This is a genomic window from Nocardiopsis rhodophaea (assembly GCF_039530945.1).
GTDB lineage: Bacteria > Actinomycetota > Actinomycetes > Streptosporangiales > Streptosporangiaceae > Nocardiopsis_C > Nocardiopsis_C rhodophaea.
Window position 1 is genome coordinate 29,933 of record NZ_BAAAPC010000006.1, and the last position, 16,073, is coordinate 46,005.

The 16,073-nt window shown below is 68.3% G+C and carries 13 protein-coding genes; 8 read left to right on the forward strand and 5 right to left on the reverse strand.

Going from position 1 to position 16,073, the window contains the following annotated elements; genetic code table 11:
- Positions 1–95: 95 nt before the first annotated feature.
- The 3 genes from ABD259_RS08150 to ABD259_RS08160 form a co-directional block, all read right to left on the reverse strand.
- Positions 96–1,229: a quinone-dependent dihydroorotate dehydrogenase gene (locus tag ABD259_RS08150; RefSeq protein WP_344161270.1), complete on the reverse strand. Its 1,134-nt coding sequence runs from the start codon at positions 1,227–1,229 to the stop codon at positions 96–98.
- A gap of 4 nt (positions 1,230–1,233) precedes the next feature.
- Positions 1,234–2,154: a proteasome assembly chaperone family protein gene (locus ABD259_RS08155; protein WP_344161273.1), complete on the reverse strand. Its 921-nt coding sequence runs from the start codon at positions 2,152–2,154 to the stop codon at positions 1,234–1,236.
- A 229-nt stretch (positions 2,155–2,383) separates the two neighbouring features.
- Positions 2,384–4,180 carry an ABC-ATPase domain-containing protein gene (locus tag ABD259_RS08160; RefSeq protein ID WP_344161276.1) on the reverse strand — a complete coding sequence of 599 codons (1,797 nt, stop codon included), beginning with the start codon at positions 4,178–4,180 and terminating at the stop codon, positions 2,384–2,386.
- A gap of 597 nt (positions 4,181–4,777) precedes the next feature.
- Between ABD259_RS08160 and ABD259_RS08165 the strand changes: the two genes are divergently transcribed.
- The 7 genes from ABD259_RS08165 to cas6e all read left to right on the forward strand — a co-directional run bounded on the left by ABD259_RS08165 (position 4,778) and on the right by cas6e (position 14,254).
- Positions 4,778–6,091, forward strand: a complete 1,314-nt coding sequence (locus ABD259_RS08165) for a TrkH family potassium uptake protein (RefSeq protein WP_344161279.1) — start codon at positions 4,778–4,780, stop codon at positions 6,089–6,091.
- A gap of 133 nt (positions 6,092–6,224) precedes the next feature.
- The gene (gene cas3 / locus ABD259_RS08170; protein ID WP_344161282.1) at positions 6,225–9,086 is read left to right on the forward strand and encodes a CRISPR-associated helicase Cas3'; all 2,862 of its coding nucleotides are present in this window, start codon (positions 6,225–6,227) and stop codon (positions 9,084–9,086) included.
- Positions 9,083–10,825, forward strand: a complete 1,743-nt coding sequence (gene casA / locus ABD259_RS08175) for a type I-E CRISPR-associated protein Cse1/CasA (protein ID WP_344161285.1) — start codon at positions 9,083–9,085, stop codon at positions 10,823–10,825. Before cas3 ends, casA begins: the two co-directional genes overlap by 4 nt.
- A gap of 62 nt (positions 10,826–10,887) precedes the next feature.
- Entirely contained in the window at positions 10,888–11,511 is a 624-nt protein-coding gene (casB, locus tag ABD259_RS08180; protein WP_344161288.1) for a type I-E CRISPR-associated protein Cse2/CasB, read from the forward strand.
- A gap of 22 nt (positions 11,512–11,533) precedes the next feature.
- Positions 11,534–12,697, forward strand: coding sequence for a type I-E CRISPR-associated protein Cas7/Cse4/CasC (cas7e, locus tag ABD259_RS08185; RefSeq protein WP_344161291.1), 1,164 nt, complete (start codon positions 11,534–11,536; stop codon positions 12,695–12,697).
- Positions 12,690–13,511, forward strand: a complete 822-nt coding sequence (gene cas5e, locus ABD259_RS08190; protein WP_344161294.1) for a type I-E CRISPR-associated protein Cas5/CasD — start codon at positions 12,690–12,692, stop codon at positions 13,509–13,511. The genes cas7e and cas5e overlap by 8 nt, the downstream gene beginning before the upstream one ends.
- Before the next feature lie 2 nt (positions 13,512–13,513).
- Positions 13,514–14,254, forward strand: coding sequence for a type I-E CRISPR-associated protein Cas6/Cse3/CasE (gene cas6e, locus ABD259_RS08195; RefSeq protein ID WP_344161297.1), 741 nt, complete (start codon positions 13,514–13,516; stop codon positions 14,252–14,254).
- A gap of 47 nt (positions 14,255–14,301) precedes the next feature.
- On the opposite strand, the gene ABD259_RS08200 is transcribed toward cas6e, so the two are convergent.
- Positions 14,302–14,586, reverse strand: a complete 285-nt coding sequence (locus ABD259_RS08200) for a DUF397 domain-containing protein (protein WP_344105609.1) — start codon at positions 14,584–14,586, stop codon at positions 14,302–14,304.
- Positions 14,587–14,602: 16 nt separating this feature from the next.
- The gene (locus tag ABD259_RS08205) at positions 14,603–15,442 is read right to left on the reverse strand and encodes a DUF5753 domain-containing protein (protein ID WP_344161489.1); all 840 of its coding nucleotides are present in this window, start codon (positions 15,440–15,442) and stop codon (positions 14,603–14,605) included.
- A gap of 85 nt (positions 15,443–15,527) precedes the next feature.
- Here ABD259_RS08205 and ABD259_RS08210 point away from each other — a divergent pair, with 85 nt between their 5' ends.
- The gene (locus tag ABD259_RS08210; RefSeq protein WP_344161300.1) at positions 15,528–16,019 is read left to right on the forward strand and encodes an ATP-binding protein; all 492 of its coding nucleotides are present in this window, start codon (positions 15,528–15,530) and stop codon (positions 16,017–16,019) included.
- Positions 16,020–16,073 lie beyond the last annotated feature (54 nt).

Below are 16,073 nucleotides of genomic sequence, written 5' to 3' on the forward strand. Positions count from 1 at the left end.
CCTGAGCCTGTCCACGCAGTTCGGCGAGAGCGGCCTGAGCGAGTGGATCGGCGCGGGCGGGGGCGCCGTTCGTATCGGCTCGCGTGGGCCGGTGCTCAGCCGTGCACCCGGTCGTCCGGCGCGTCGGCGTCCACACCCACCGCGTCGGCGATCGAGGCATACCCCGCGGCGCGGGCCAACCGGGCCAGCCCCCGGTGCATCGAGCGGGGCCACAGGGGGCCGCCGTAGATAAGCCCGGTGTAGCCCTGGACCAGGGTGGCACCGGCGCGGATGCGCTCCCAGGCGTCCTGCGGCGTTTCGATGCCGCCCGCCGCGATCAGCACCAGGCGGTCGCCCACGCGGGCGCGCAACCGCTTCAGCACCTGCATCGAGCGCCACTTCAGCGGCGCTCCGGAGAGCCCGCCGCTGCCGGCCTGGCGCACCTGGTCCTCATCGGAGCGCAGGCCGTCGCGGAAGATGGTGGTGTTGGTGGCGATGATGCCGTCGACCCCGAGGTCCAGAGCGAGGTCGGCGACGGCGTCGATGTCCTCGTCTGCGAGGTCCGGCGCGATCTTGACCAGGAGCGGCAGCTCCTCGTACCCCTCGCTGTCGAGGGTGGCCCGAACCTCGGACAGCAGCGGGCGCAGCCGCTCCACGGCCTGCAGGTCGCGCAGGCCGGGGGTGTTCGGAGAGCTGACGTTGACGACCATGTAGTCGGCGAAGGGGGCGAGCCGGCGCGCGCTGGTGGTGTAGTCGCCCACCGCCTCGGACTCGGGGGTCACCTTGGTCTTGCCGATGTTGATGCCGATGATCGCCTCACCGCGGGAGCCCCGCCTGCGGCTCCGCTCCAGCAGCCGGTCGGCGACCACGACGGAGCCCTGGTTATTGAAGCCCATCCGGTTGACGATGGCGCGGTCGTCGACCAGACGGAACAGCCGCGGCGCCGGGTTACCGGGCTGCGGGTGCGCGGTCACCGTACCGACCTCGACGTGGCCGAAGCCGAGCGCGGTGAGGCCGTCGACGCCCTCGGCGTTCTTGTCGAACCCGGCGGCCAGGCCGAGCGGCCCCCGGAACTCGCGGCCGAGCGCGGTGACGGCCAGCTCCGGGTCGCGCGGGCCGAGCACCCGGCGCATGGCGTCGGCGGCGCCGGGGACGGCGGCGACGCCGCGCAGCGCGGCGAAGCTCAGCCGGTGGATCGCCTCCGCGTCGGTGTGCCGCAACACGGCGTGGAAGAGCATCTGGTACAGCAAGGGTCTAACCTTCCGAGCCACGCTCGCGGTCGGCGAGGTAGCGTTCGAGTTCCGCGCCGAGTTCATCGGCCGTGGGCAGGGCGGTTTCGTCACCGGCCAGCAGGCCGTCCGCGTTGTCGGAGGACTGGCGCGCCGTCATGATGTCGTCGTACTGGCGCTCCAGGTTGCTGACCACGCGCTGGACTTCCTCGGAGGCGGCGACCTGCTCGTCGATCTCGGCGTCGGTGCCCTTCGCGCTCTCCTCCAGGTTCTGGACGGGCAGCGCCAGCCCGGTGGCCCCGGCGACGTAGGAGAGGGCGGCGATGGCGGCGCGCGGGTACTCCGACTGGGCGAGATAGCTGGGCACGTGCACGCCGAAGCCGATGACGTCGTGGCCAGCCTCGCCGAGCCGGTACTCCAGCAGCGCGGCGGCGCTGGCGGGCACCTCGACCCGGCCGATCCAGGGGCTGTGCGCGGCGACGAGTTCGGGGCGGGTGGCGTGGGCTGTGACCGTGGCGGGGCGGGTGTGCGGGACGGCCATGGGGATCCCGTGCATGCCCACGGTGAGGCTCACCGAGAAGTGCTCGACGAGGCGGCGCACCGCGGTGGTGAAGGCCTCCCACTCCACGTCTGGCTCCAGGCCGTAGAGCAGGAGGAAGGGGGTGCCCTCGTCGTCGTGCATGAGGTAGAGGTTGAGCTTGGGCGGGGTGTAATCGGTGTAGGCGTTCTCGACGAAGGTCATCTGCGGACGGCGCGAGCGGTAGTCCAGCAACCGGTCGATGTCGAAGGTCGCGACCACCTCGGCGGAGTACGCGTCGAAGAGCGCGCTCGCGGCCTGCTTTCCGGTCGACCCCGCATCCACGAACCCGTCGAGGACGACGAGCATGACGGCGCCGCGGATGTCGAAGCCGGGTTGCAGCTCGTAGAGGTCGGCATGGTCACGCACCTGGACAGGTCTCCATTCGCGAGTGAGCAAGGGGACCGGGGCCCGTGGCCCCGGGCTCGACGTGTGCGGAGCGGTTCCCGCGGGGCGGTCAGCGGGACCACGCCCCAGGATAGCGACGCGGGGCGACGGTCCCGTCCGGTGCCGTGGCGGGGCACCACTCCATCATCCTTATTCGTAGCGAACACGGCCCGAGAGTCGCTCATTCCGTCGCCGTGACGGGGGCTCGGCCTCAGTCGTGTTCGGTGGGCCGCTCCAGGCGGGTGATGCGCAGTGAGCGCAGGCGGTTGAGCGTGGCGGCGATCTCGAAGCGGCGGGGCAGCGCGTAGTCGCCCAGGTAGCCACGGCCGAGGGCGGTCACGCCGCCCGTCGCGAGCCGCTCGTCGAGGGCGTCGAGCGCTTCGGCCAGAGTGCGTCCGGCGTCGAGCAGGCCGCCCTCGGCGAGCAGGCGCATCGCTAGGCCCACGCCGATGATCTGGCCGGGGTCGACGAGTTGGGCCAGGCTGCGGACGTCGATGTCGTTCTCACCGAAGGTGAGGACGTCCATGTCGCGCCGCTTGAGCCGGGCGCGCCCGCGCGCCGTGGCGTTGACGGAACGGGGGTCGACCACGCGGTGGGCCGGGAGCGTGAAGTCGGCGTCGACGCGCTCCGCGGCGAGGCGTCGCGCCCGCTCGGTGACGTCGTAGGGACGGTAGCCGTCGAGCATGATGACGGTGTCGGCGACGTCGAAGTAGTCGCCGCTGCCGCCCATGACGAGCACCGTGGACACACCGTGGTCGCGGTGGAGGGGCCGCACCAGGTCGACGAAGGGGGTCAGCGGCTCCCGGTCGCCGTGGACGAGCTTCTGCATCCGGGCGTCGCGGATCATCAGGTTGGTCGCGGTGGTGTCCTCGTCCACCAGCAGGGTGGTCGACCCGGCCTCCAGGGCCTCGGAGATGTTGGCGGCCTGGGAGGTGGAGCCAGAAGCGTTGTCGGTGGAGAAGTCGCCGGTGTCGGCGCCGGTGGGCAGGTTGCGCACGAACGAGCCGACGTCAGTGCGCTCGACGCGGCGGCCCTCCTCGGCGCGGATCTTGACGGCGTCGGGACGGGTGGCGACGAGTTCGCGGCCGTCGCCGGGGACGTGGTCGTAGACGCCGCGTTCCAGGGCGTGCAGGAGCGTGGACTTGCCGTGGAAGCCGCCGCCGACGATCAGGGTGATGCCCTCGGGCACGCCCATGCCCTCGACCTCGCCGCGGTGCGGGAGGTCGACGGTGACCCGCAGGCTGTCGGGAGCGGTGAACGGCACGGCCTTGCCCTCGCCGTCCATCGGGAGGTCGCTGACACCGCTGCGGCGCGGCAGCACCGAACCGTCGGCGACGAACGCGACGAGGCCGAGGGCGGACAGCTGGTCGCGCAGGGCCGCGGTGTCCTCGACGGTGTCGGCGAAGGCGACGGCGGCGCGGGTGTCCAGCTCGGGCCAGCACAGCGCGTCGACCAGGTCGGGGAGGCGCTCGCACAGTTCGTGCTCGGCGGTGCGGCCGTCGATGCGGCGGCCGTGGCCGGGCATCTCGATGCCCAGGCGGAGCCGGAGGTCGCCCTCCTCGATCTGCACGGAGGCGCGGTCGATGACCTCCTGTCCGCCGACGTCGATGCGCAGCCGTGAGCCCTTGAGCGTGCGGAAGGCGCGGCGGGCCAGGAAGTCGGCGGTGGCGCGGCGGCGCACCGGTGAGTGCCAGGCGGTCTCGGGCAGCTCGGCGACGTCGGCGGGGATGAGCACGGAGAGGCGGGAGGGCGGGGCGAACGGGTCGGACTGCACCTTGTCGATGGTCAGGGTGAAGTCGCCGAAGTCCCAGTCGCCCTGCAGGGACTTGTAGCGCCCGTAGGAGGCGCCGGACATGTCGCGCAGCTCGGCGGAGAGGCGGGCGTCGTCGCGTCGGCCGCGGATCTCCGGCCGCGGACCGCGGTCGTTGCGCCGCCCCTGCTGCGCCCGCCCACGGTGATCCGGGCGCCCTCCATAGCGTCGCCCCTGACCCCCGTACCGTTCGGACATCGCTGAGCTCCTCTTCTCTCCCCCGGTTGCAAGGTCCCTGTCGAAGGATGCCATGCGTGACCCACCGCCCGGTCCCTCCTCCACACCCCGCAACGTGCGGTGGGCGGGTGCCCGGTACCCTGGGCGCCTTCCCACGGGAGGGCTCGGGTCGCCAAGCGCACCGCACGGTGGGGGTGAAGCTGGTGGGGCGGTGCACACGCCCGCCGCCCACAGATGCTGCCACGAGGCGTAAACAACGCAATAAAATTCACCTCCCTCCTCCTGCGCACCTCCCGTCGAAGCGGTGGCCCGCCACCTGGACCTGCGCAGTGGCATGCGGGGCTTTCGCCACGCCTGCGACCAGGGACGTCGCGTTGCCCGTGAGGTGGGCGTGCTTTAGTTTGTCTAGCCGTGCCCGATTCATGTTCGGGTGCACCGACCGTGCGTACGGCGATCCCCCCGCGACCTCAGCGCACCCAATTTTTGATCACGGAGGGTCCCCGGTTGCGTCCGCGCAGTTCATCGAGGGTTGTCTCCTGGTTCGCCCCGGCTGTGTGGCGCACCCGCCGCACGTTCGCTTTCCGGAGGCGCGACCTCTCCGCCTGGAGGCGTCCCGCTTTGTCGGTCGTCCTCGCGTTCGCGGCGATCATCGCGGTGGGAACGGTGCTGCTGGCACTGCCGGAGGCATCAGCGGACAGCCGGTCGGCGGGATTCGTGGCGGCGCTGTTCACCTCGACGTCAGCGGTGTGTGTGACCGGCCTGGTGATCGTGGACACCGCTGGGCACTGGTCGGCGTTCGGCGAGCTGGTAGTCCTGGCGCTCATCCAGGTCGGCGGCCTGGGAATCATGTCGCTGGCGACCGTCTTGAGCCTGGTCGTGACGCGGCGCCTGCGGCTACGGATGCAGCTGACAGCGGGCGCGGAGACCAAGAGCGTGACGCTGGGCAACGTCCGGCAGCTGGTGTCGGGCATCGTGCGGGTCACCGTGATCTTCGAAGGGGCCCTGGCGCTCATCCTGGCCCTCCGATTCTGGGGCGCCTACGACGCCTCGGCGGAGCGCGCCGCCTACCTCGGAGTGTTCCACGCGGTGTCGGCGTTCAACAACGCCGGGTTCGCGCTGTACTCCGACAGCCTTGAGGGATTCGCGACCGACCCGTGGATCAACATCCCGATCGCAGTAGCGGTGATCGCGGGCGGTCTAGGCTTCCCGGTCTGGGTGGAATTGTGGCGCCACTTCCGCCGCCGGAGGGAGCACCACAGCTGGACGGTGCACACCCGGATCACCCTGGCAACGACCGCCGCCCTGCTGGTGGTGGGGTGGGCGGCCTTCCTGCTGCTGGAGTGGGGCAACCCGGCGACCATGGGCCGCCTCAGCGTCGGCGACAAGATCCTGACCGGCTTCTTCCAGTCGGTGATGCCCCGCACGGCCGGATTCAATTCGCTGCCGTTCGGCGAGATGAACACCCAGACGCTGCTGGTCACCGACATGCTGATGTTCATCGGGGGCAGCAGCGCGGGAACCGCCGGGGGCATCAAGGTCACGACCTTTGCCCTGCTCGCCTTCGTCATCTACGCCAACATCCGCGGCGAAACCACCGTCCACGTCGGCAACCGCCGCCTGGCCGTCGGAGTGGCCCAGCAGGCCATCACGGTGGTTCTGCTCGCCATCGGCCTGGTGTTCTCCTCGACTCTGGCCCTGATGACCCTCACCCCGTTCACCCTGGACGAGATCCTCTTCGAGGCCATCTCCGCCTTCTCCACGGTCGGCCTGTCCACGGGCATCACGTCCCACCTGGGCACGACCGGTGAACTCATCCTCGTCGCCCTGATGTTCATCGGCCGCGTCGGCCCCATCACCCTCGCCTCGGCCCTGGCCCTGCGCCGCCACGTCCGCCGCTTCGAACTGCCGGAGGAACGCCCGATCGTGGGCTGAACGCACACGAACCCAAGGCGAGCGGCGGGTGATCGTACCGCCTCGCTAGGCGTGCATCTTCACACTGGGCCACAAATGGCCAATACCGACATAATCACGGAACGTGTCGTAGCGCAGCGGTATACGTATCCACATGGTCCGCGAGACACCTGAACTTCCCCTCGACCAGACTGTTTTTTGGGGCAAGACCGGCAGAGGCAGCCGGACGTATACGCCCTCCGACTGGCATCCGCTCGCTGCGCACATGGTCGACACCCTGCATGTCGCCGACCAGCTCTGGGAGCACTACCTCTCGTCCGCTCTCAAGCGGAGCTTCCTGCCCCACACGGACGGAGGAGAGCTCGGTCGGGAGGCGTTTCGCTGGCTGGCGTCCCTCCACGACCTGGGCAAGGCGGCCCCGGGGTTCCAGTACCTCAGTCAACTGCACTTTCAGCAGGTGAGACGCTTTCTGCCATGCTCGGCGTCCCCCCGGCACATGCGCCACGAGTTGATGTCCGCGCAGCTGGTGCGGACCTTCCTCAGCGAGCTGCGGTGGCCGGACGAATCGATCGACTGGGTTGCCGACATCGTCGGTGGGCATCATGGGGTTTTCCCGAAGCCCGCCTTCCGCACAGCGACAAAGAACATCGCGAGTCTGGGCGACGCCGCCTGGCGTGCCCAGCAACGTGAGCTGTTCCTGTTCGCCACGCGCGCTTCCGGGGTCGACCTCAGCGAACTCGCCAAGCACGTACCGGGCATCGGCGCGCAAATGGCGCTGTCCGGAGCGGTCATCCTGGCCGACTGGCTGGCCAGCAACGACGACATGTTCGGCTACCAAAGCGGCTGGCCGCAGGGGTACCAGGCGGCCTCGGAGAAGACCGCCGCGGGGTTTCGATCCTTCATGGAGCTGGGCGAGGTCTGGCACCCCGCCCCTCCCGAAAACACCGAGGAGCTGTACGCCACCCGCTTCGGTATCGCCGCGCCGCGCGGCACCCAGCTCCTTGCCGACGAGGTGGCGCGTGCCGCCGAGCGCCCAGGGCTCATGGTCGTCGAAGCACCCACCGGCGAGGGCAAGACCGAGGCCGCACTGGCCGCCGCCGAGATCCTGGCGGCCCGGTTCGGGTTCAACGGGCTCTTCTTCGCGCTTCCCACCCAGGCCACGACCAACCAGATCTTCGACCGGGTAGTCGACGGCTGGATCCACTCCCAGACCCCGAAGCCCACCATTGGCCTGGCGCACGGCAAGGCCCAGCGGCACGCACGCTACGAGAAACTGCTGGAGGGCATCGGCGAGGACACCGACGAGGCGCTCACCGCCTCCCAGTGGATGCGCGGCGCCAAGCGCGCGCTCCTCTCCCCCATCGTGATCGGCACCATCGACCAGCTGCTGTTCGCCGGGGTCTCGGCCAAGCATGTGATGCTCCGCCACACTGGCTTGGCCAACAAGGTCGTGGTGATTGACGAGGTCCACGCTTACGACGCGTACATGTCGGAGATCCTGCACCGCGTCCTGCACTGGCTCGGTTGGCACGGCGTCCCGGTCGTGCTGCTGTCCGCCACACTTCCAAGGACCCAGCGCGACGCGCTGCTCCGCGCCTACACCGGCGCCCACAAGGTAGCGGTCTCCGGGGCGGGCTACCCCCAGATCACCTGGGCTCCCGCCCTGGACATCAGTGAACGGGAGCGCTTCGGCGATCCGTCGGACCCCTTCGAGGCGGAGAGCCACCCGTCTCTTCCACTGCAGGCGCAGGCCACGACGTCATCGCGTGGCGGTGAACTCGCTATCGAGTTCCACCCCGAGCCCGCCGACACCCCGGAAGCCGTCACCGCTCTCGTCGACGAGATGGTCGGTGACGCGTCACCGAGTTCGGGGACAGGGACCGTGCTCATCCTCAGGAACACCGTGGCCCGCGCGCAAGCGACCTTCGCCGCACTCAAGGAGCGATTCCCCGGCGAGGTCACGCTTGCCCACGCCCGCTTCACCACGGCAGACCGGCGGCGCATGGACGCCGACCTAACCCGCCGGTTCGGGCCACCGGACCGCGACGGCGAATCCGGCGCCGCCACAGAGAACCCGCACCGACCCACACGGCACATCGTGGTCGCCACCCAGGTCGCAGAACAGTCGCTGGACGTCGACTTCGACGTCGCCATCAGCGACCTCGCCCCGATCGACCTGCTGCTCCAGCGCGCCGGCCGCTGTCACCGCCACGCCCGACCGCGGCCACGCCCAGCAGGCATGGAGACACCCCGCCTCATCGTCACGGGCTACACCGACTCCGAGGGACACGACCACGAGCTGCCGACTGAGGGCTCGCTTCCCCTCCTACCGACGGGTGACGCTCGCCCCTACCTGCACCACCTACTGCTGCGCACGCTGGCCCGGCTCGCCGAACATCGTCAGCGCAAAGGCCAACTGAACGTGCCCGACGACGTCCCCTCCCTCATCGAGGCGGTCTACGGCGACCATCCGCTCGGACCCGCCAGCTGGCAGGAGGCCATGGGTACAGCGGCGGAGGCAGCCGACCAGCACGTCAGGGAGCTGGCGGGAAAGGCAGGCTCCGTCCTCATCGCCCGGCCTGATCTCGATGAGTTCGGGCTCAGCGAGGTTCAGCACCTGGGCGGCGACCACAACGTCGACGAGGACGAGGAGAAGGTCGCGCAGATGCTCCCCGTTCGGCACGGAGCGACAAGCATCGAGGTCATTCTTCTGCGCCGCGTCGACAAGCACACAGCTGAGACCGTCTCGCTGCCGCAGGAGGGCGCACCACGGCGGCGCGTCCCGCTCAACCGCATGCCATCGGATACCGAGAAGCACGCCATCCTCGACCAGTCCATCCGGCTACCGCTCTGGCAGGTGGACACCGCGAAGCTGTCCAGTCCACCGGGCTGGAAGCGGGCTCCCTGGTGTTCGCGGCTCCAGGTGCTGCTGCTCGATACGTCCACCGGCGAGGCCCGAAAGGGCAGTCGCCGCTCCACCTACAGGACCGAGACGGGATGGACGGACATCACGTGAGAGACGACCACACCACTTTCAACCTCGTCGACCAGCCCTGGCTTCCGTACGTGGACGGCGGCGGAGGTACCGGTACGGCGTCCCTCCGCCAGGTCCTTATCGACTCCCCCGGCATCAAAGACCTGACCGTCGATACCCCTACCCAGTACCCGGCGATCCTCCGCTTCCTGCTTGCGGTGCTGCACCGGTCGATGGGGATGGCGCACGGCAAACAGCACGGGTCCTATCCGCGGGACAAGCGGGGGTGGAAGAAGCACTACACGGGCGGTCCTCCCGCTCCCCAGATCAACGAGTACCTGGCCTCGTGGCGGGACCGCTTCGACCTGTTCAGCACAGAGGCGCCGTTCTTCCAGGTGTCCGACCTGCAGTCGACCAACGGCGACCGAAAGCCCTCCACCCTCCTCATCCCCTACGCGGCGGCGGGCAACAACGCGCCGATCTTCTCGGCCCACCGCGACGCCGCACCGGAGGCGCTGACGCCTGCACAAGCCGCTCGTTGGCTGATCCACGCGCACGCGTGGGACACGGCGGGGATCAAGACAGGCGCCGCCCACGACACCCAGGCCAAGAACGGAAAGACGACCGGCAACCGCACCGGACTGCTCGGCAGTCTCGGTGTCATCGTGCCCACCGGGGACACCCTGTGGGAGACACTGATGTTCAACCTGCTAGTCCTCGACGACGCGCTTTCCCCCAACCACGACGTGCCGGTGTGGGAGCACGACTCTCCATTGACCGCGAACTGGCGGGAGCGCTCGCCGCGTGGGCTTCTCGACCTCTACACCTGGCCGAGTCGGCGCATCCGGCTGTTCCCCGAGCAGGTGGACGGCCAGGTCCGGGTGCGCGAGGTGTTGGTGTGTGCCGGAGACCGGTTGAGAACCGACGAGCCGCTGCATGGCAAGGAACCGCACACAGCCTGGTACAGCACAGCCAAGAAGACGCAATCCGCAACGTCGGCGGCGAAGGCACCGGTCCTCCCCTACCGGCCGATCCGCCACGAGCCGGGGCAACAGCTCTGGCGCGGTCTCGGCGGCATCCTGGGGCGCGGCAGGGACGGGAGCCACGGCGACCAGGGGGCTCCCCTACCGAAAGCGTTGGGCCAGGTCGGGACGTTCCGGAACATGATCGGCCGGAAGCTCGTACGGGTCCATGCCTCCGGGATCGCCTATGGCCTGCAGAACGCGGTCATCGACGAGACCTACGACGACGTACTGCCGTTGCCGGTCGCTCTGTTCGGGGTGGACGGCGAACAGGAGCTCGCGAACCTCGCGATAGCCGCCGTTACCGACACCAGCAACGCGGCCTGGGCGCTGGGCAGGCTGGCAGCCGACATCGCGTTTGCGTCCGGGGCCGATGAGGACACCCAGAAGGCACGGGAGCAGTATGCCAAGAACCGACTGTACGTCGCACTCGACCAGCCCTTCCGCGCTTGGGTCGCAGGCCTGCAGGACGAGTCTCGGATCGAGGACTACCGCGCCGCATGGCACCGCACTGTGTGGCAGTCGGTGTGGAGGATCGCGAGCGACCTGATCGGTCAAGCCCCTCCCGGGGCCATGCGCTCCCGCCCAAGAAAGGAAAAGCCGAAAGGGCAGAAGGGAGAGCCACTGCCGATGAACCTCGCGCTTGCAGAGCACGAGTTCTCCCGACGGCTGCGGTACCGGCTCCCGAACGCCTACCCACGGCAGGAGAACGCCCCTGAGCGACGCCCCTCAGACGACCAGAACGGAGACGCGGATTGACGACGCCGACACCCCCTTCGGCGCAGGCGCGACAGGCCCGAGAAGAGCCATGGCAGCGCAGGATGCGTGACCTCATCGACGAGCTGTACCTCAAGGAGGGCGGCCTGACCAACGATGCGCCCGGAACGCTGGCCCGCTGGCGGCGTGCACTCGGGCGGACGGCAGAGCAATCCCCCGCCCTGAGCATGGAGATCGCCCGCATCATCGGCACGGGCGATGACGACGGATGGGAACCGAATCTGGACGCGATCCACCATTCTCTGGCTCTGCTCGCCGCCCATCAGCAGTCCGTCTCGCGGCCGATGCACGAGAACGAGGGCTCGCCCTCGCTCGGTGCGCAGTGCCGGGAACTGTGCCGACGCATCGAGACCGAACACGCGAGCGGTACCGGCAAGGCGAAGAGGGATGCACGGGGGCCGCAGTACGCGGACGAGTGCAGAGGCGTCGTCCGCCGGTTGGAAGCCACCGTCAGCGCCCGTTCGGTGAAAGAGCTCGTCGGCCACGTGCGCGGACTTGTCCCGCTGCTTCGCAAGGCCGAGCTGCCGCTCGACTATGTGCGGCTGGCCGCCGATATCGACGGGTGGGCTTCCCCGACCCGGCGCGGCCGGGTCGCCCGCCGCTGGGGGACCGACTTCTACCGCCCGTTCCCCAAATCCGAGGACGCTTCTTCCTCGACCTCGTCCTGACGCCTCTGCAAGGAGTTCGACCATGCCCTTCCTGGACATCCACGCGATTCAGTCCGTCCCTCCCGCGAACATCAACCGGGATGAGAACGGCAGCCCCAAGACCGCCGTGTACGGAGGCGCGCAGCGCCTGCGCGTGTCATCCCAGGCCTGGAAACGAGCCGCACGAAGGGAGATGGAGTCCAGCAGCGCCGACATCCCGGAGTCGCGGCGTACCAAGCGGCTCCCTGAGGAGATCGCCGAGGAGATCGCCACACGCGCTCCCGCGCTCGCCGAGCACGCCAGCGCGATCGCCCAGGCTGCTCTCTCCAACATCTTCAGCGTGAAGAGCACACCCAAGAAGAAGGACGGCAGGGAGCGCGTCTCCACGGGGTACCTGCTCTTCCTGGGCGTCGATCAGCAGGCACGTCTCGTCGACAAGCTCCTCGCGGCACAAGCCGACCTGCTCGGGGCGGCGGGAAACAGCAAGAACCTGGAGAAGGTTCTGAAGGACCTGAAGCTGCGTGACACCGTCGCCACGGGCCATCCTCCAGCTGTCGCCCTGTTCGGGCGAATGATCGCCGACGATCCCTCACTGAATGTCGATGCGGCCTGCCAGGTCGCACACGCCATCTCAACGCACGCGGTCGAGGCGGAGTTCGACTACTACACGGCCGTTGACGACATCGACAGCGAGGCGGATGAGACCGGCGCCGGGATGATCGGCACCGTCGAGTTCAACGCCGCGACCATGTACCGGTACGCCACAGTCGACCTGCGGTCGCTGGCCGACAACCTCGGCGGGGACACCGACTACGCGACGGAGACCGCGATCGCGTTCGCCCGTGCGTTCCTATTGAGCATGCCGACCGGTAAGCGCAACACGTTCGCCAACAACACCCGGCCGGACTTCGTTCTGCTGTCGTTGCGCGACGACCAGCCGGTGAGCCTCGCAGGAGCGTTCGAGCGACCGGTCGGTGGCGAGTCGGGCCACGTGGCGACGTCCGTGAAACGACTGCTCAGGCATCACGCGAAGCAGGATGAGGCCTACGAGACCGCACCTGTCCTGAGTACCGCCACCTACCCGGCGTGGCTGTCCGACGAGGAGGCGGGGTTCGGAACCGGCCTTCCCGAATCCCAGCCCCTGTCCTCCGCCTTGGACGCGGTCCGCGGGAAGATCAACCAGCTGATGGGGGCCGCCGATGCCTGATGTGCTCGCGCTGCGACTGAGCGGCCCGCTCCAGTCGTGGGGCGCGGCGACGCGGCACAACACGCGGGGCACGCTCACCCACCCAACAAAGTCGGGGGTGATCGGGCTGTGCGCCGCCGCGCTGGGACGGCCGCGCGGTGCGGATCTGTCCGACTTGGCGGCGCTTCGGTTCGGCGTCCGCGTGGATCAGCCGGGGACGCTGCTGACGGACTTCCATACGATGTCGGCGGCCTCGCACGGACCGCTGGAGCCGAAGGCGCAGAAGCTACCAACGGCCGATGGAGGTCGACTGAAACCCGGCGAAGGCAAGATCTCCCGACGCTACTACCTGCAGGATGCCGTCTTCGTTGCGGCGTTCGCGGGTGAAGGCGAGGAGGAACGGGCTCTTCTTCGGGAGGTCGAGGCCGCGCTGCGTCGGCCCCGCTACCCCCTGTTCCTCGGTCGAAGGTCGTGCCCGCCGGACCGGCCGGTTCTGATCGGGCTTCTGAACGAGACACGGCTTCTCGACGCCCTGGCAAGTGGAATCGAGTGGCAGTCCTGGCGACGGAGGCGTGATGAGAACGCCATGCCACGGGAGCCGCTGGCCATCGTCGTCGACGCAGCCGCGGACCATCCCATCGAGGGGGTTCGTGCGGAACGCGAACACGAGGAGCTGCTGCCGGACCAGCCGGAGGGCGGGCGGGCATCCAACCCGACGTTCTCCCAGCGGTTGGTACGGCACCGGCACGCCGCTCTCTCCTTTACCGCTGAACAGTCCGACGCCCTTTTCGACGGCGACGACGCCATGAGCCTGCTCGACCGGGCGGAGGGATGAGTATGTATCTGAGCAGGACCTTCATCAATCCGCGCCGGAAGGGAGCTGTGCCGTTCCTGGGAAACCCCCAGAAGATCCACGCGGCAGTGCTTCAGGCCTTCCCGCAGACCCCGCCGACGGATGCAGCCGAGGGGCCGCGGGTGTTGTGGCGGCTGGACACTGACGACTGGCGACGGCCGGTGCTGTGGACGCTGTCACCGGAGCGTCCCGATTTCAGCCACGTGGTGGAGCCCTACGGATGGCCGAATTCCGGTACCCCGGCCGAAACCAGGGAGTATGCCCCACTGCTGGATCGGATTGCCGAGGGCCAGGAGTATGTCTTCCGGGTGACGGTGAATCCGGCCAAGGCCAAGGTTCCCAGCTCAGAGGAGAAGTGGGACAGTGACGGCAAGCTGAAGCGCGGCACGGTTGTCCCGCTGGTCGGTGCGAACAACCAGATCGCATGGTTCGCCGACCGTGCCCCGAAATGGGGATTCGAGCTGCTGCCTGGATCGGTTCCCATGCCGGAGACCGACGATCCGGAGAACACGCCACCGGCCTATGCGGTGGAGATCCGCGATAGCCGGAAGCTCAAGTTCTGGAAGGGCGAGGGGCGGGGCGAACGGGTAACTTTGCTCGCCGTGACTCTGGAGGGAAAGCTGCGGGTGAAGGACGTGGAGGTGTTCCGGCGTTCCCTCACCCACGGCATCGGCCGAGCCAAGGGGTATGGCTGCGGCCTGATCAGCTTGGCCGCCTCACGCTGACCCAGCACAACGCCGACGAGAGCCGTTGAGGGGCGACGGGCCAGATTCTAGAGCTCGTCGCCCCTGGCTGCGTGAAGGAAGGCGGTCCATTCTTGAGCGGCGAAGGTGAGGTGGCCTGAGTCCGGCTGCTTCGAGTCGCGCATGGCGCGATGGCCCGGGAATGCTGCTACCTCGACGCACTGACCGTGGGGTTGGCTGTAGCTCGACTTGCGCCAGTTCTCCTGAAGGATGGACGGCTGGTCGGCGAAAGCGGCCACCTCCACGCACTGACCTCCGGTCCCGCTGTAGCTGGACTTGTACCAGATGGAGATAGAAGGGCTCGGGGACTGCACTGATTCTCCTAAGTGATCACATCTCCTGGGCCACAGCCCGGATGATCTGACGACTTTGATCCGGGCCGAGCGCGTCCGCTCGAAGCCTATCCATCATCCTTCGGTGGTCTTCGATGTCTTCTGGGCGGTCTTCGAACAGATTGCTCGCGACGCCCTCTGTGTAGACGACCGTGATGTGCTCCAGGTGGAGAAGCACGAATGAACCTCGTTCCAGAGCTGCGTGGCCACCGGAGCTGAAGGGGATGACCAGAAACTCGACGTTCGAGTCCTCCGACAACTCGATCAAGTGCTTAAGCTGGCGCTTCATCCCCTCAGCCCCACCGATGTGATGCCGCAGGGATGACTCCGCGACGATCGCCCAGGTCTCCGGAGCCCGTTCCCTCCACAGTGACTGACGGTCCAGCCGAGCACGGATGAGACCATCCACTTCCTCAGGCGACCGGCTGTGCGCACTCTTGTCGAACACCGCACGGGCATACTCCTCTGTCTGAAACAGGCCCGGGATCAGCTCGCTCTCAAAGAACTCCAGACGTGTCGCGGCGGCCTCCAGCCCGATATAGGTGCCATAGCGCTTCCCGACTCCATAGCTCTGCCACCATCCGCGCTTCTTCGCCTGCGTGTACAGCCCAAGAAGCCGCTCTGTCTCCCCTGAAGTCACTTCGTAGTACGTGAGTAGTGCCTTGAGATCCCGTAGCCGAGGCAATGTCCGGGTCGGATCCTCCCAGCGGCCGACACTGGTCGGGGCCACTTCGATGTCCCGCCCAACGGTCTCCAGCGTGCGATTGCCCCTGAGTTTGCGCAGCTCGTAGGCGAGCTGCCAGTGCCCGATCGTCGGATTCGCCATGGCGTCAATCATGGCGGCCACCGCAGCCCTCCACAAAAGTTGTCCCCATGTGCTTCATTCAACTGCAGGCTGCAAATTTGGGAGCTACTTTAGGAGTGTGAGCACACCCACACGGGGTGTGGACCCCTACTCCAAGCAGGTGATTCCTGTGACCGGACAACTCACGTCCTCTTCCTCCTCGTCCCTCTCACTCCTCAGCATCAAGTGCGGCTGCTTTGAGGGAGATGTCAGCCAGGTCCCGAACACCCGCGCCTGGCTGCGCATGATCCTCTGCGACTACAGCAGCGACCTCCTCTGGACCGCCGAGCTGTGCCTCAGCGAGCTCGTCACCAACGCCATCGCGCACACCCGGTCCAGCTGGATCGGCGGGGTGGTGTGGGTGCGGGTCGAGTTCTATCCCTCGCTGGTGCGGGTGGTCGTCCGCGATAACGGGTCGGAGAAGACGCCCACCGTCAACAGTGTGGACGCGGATGCCGTCGGCGGGCGCGGGCTGGCGCTTGTGCGGGCGATGGCCGACGGGTTCGGCCATCGCGGCAACTACCTCGGCCGTGAAGTCTGGTTCGATCTCGAAGGCACCCCGGAGACGTGACCCGAAGACCGACGAAACCGTTCCGGCCCTGGTCGTAGCAGGGCCGGAACGGCG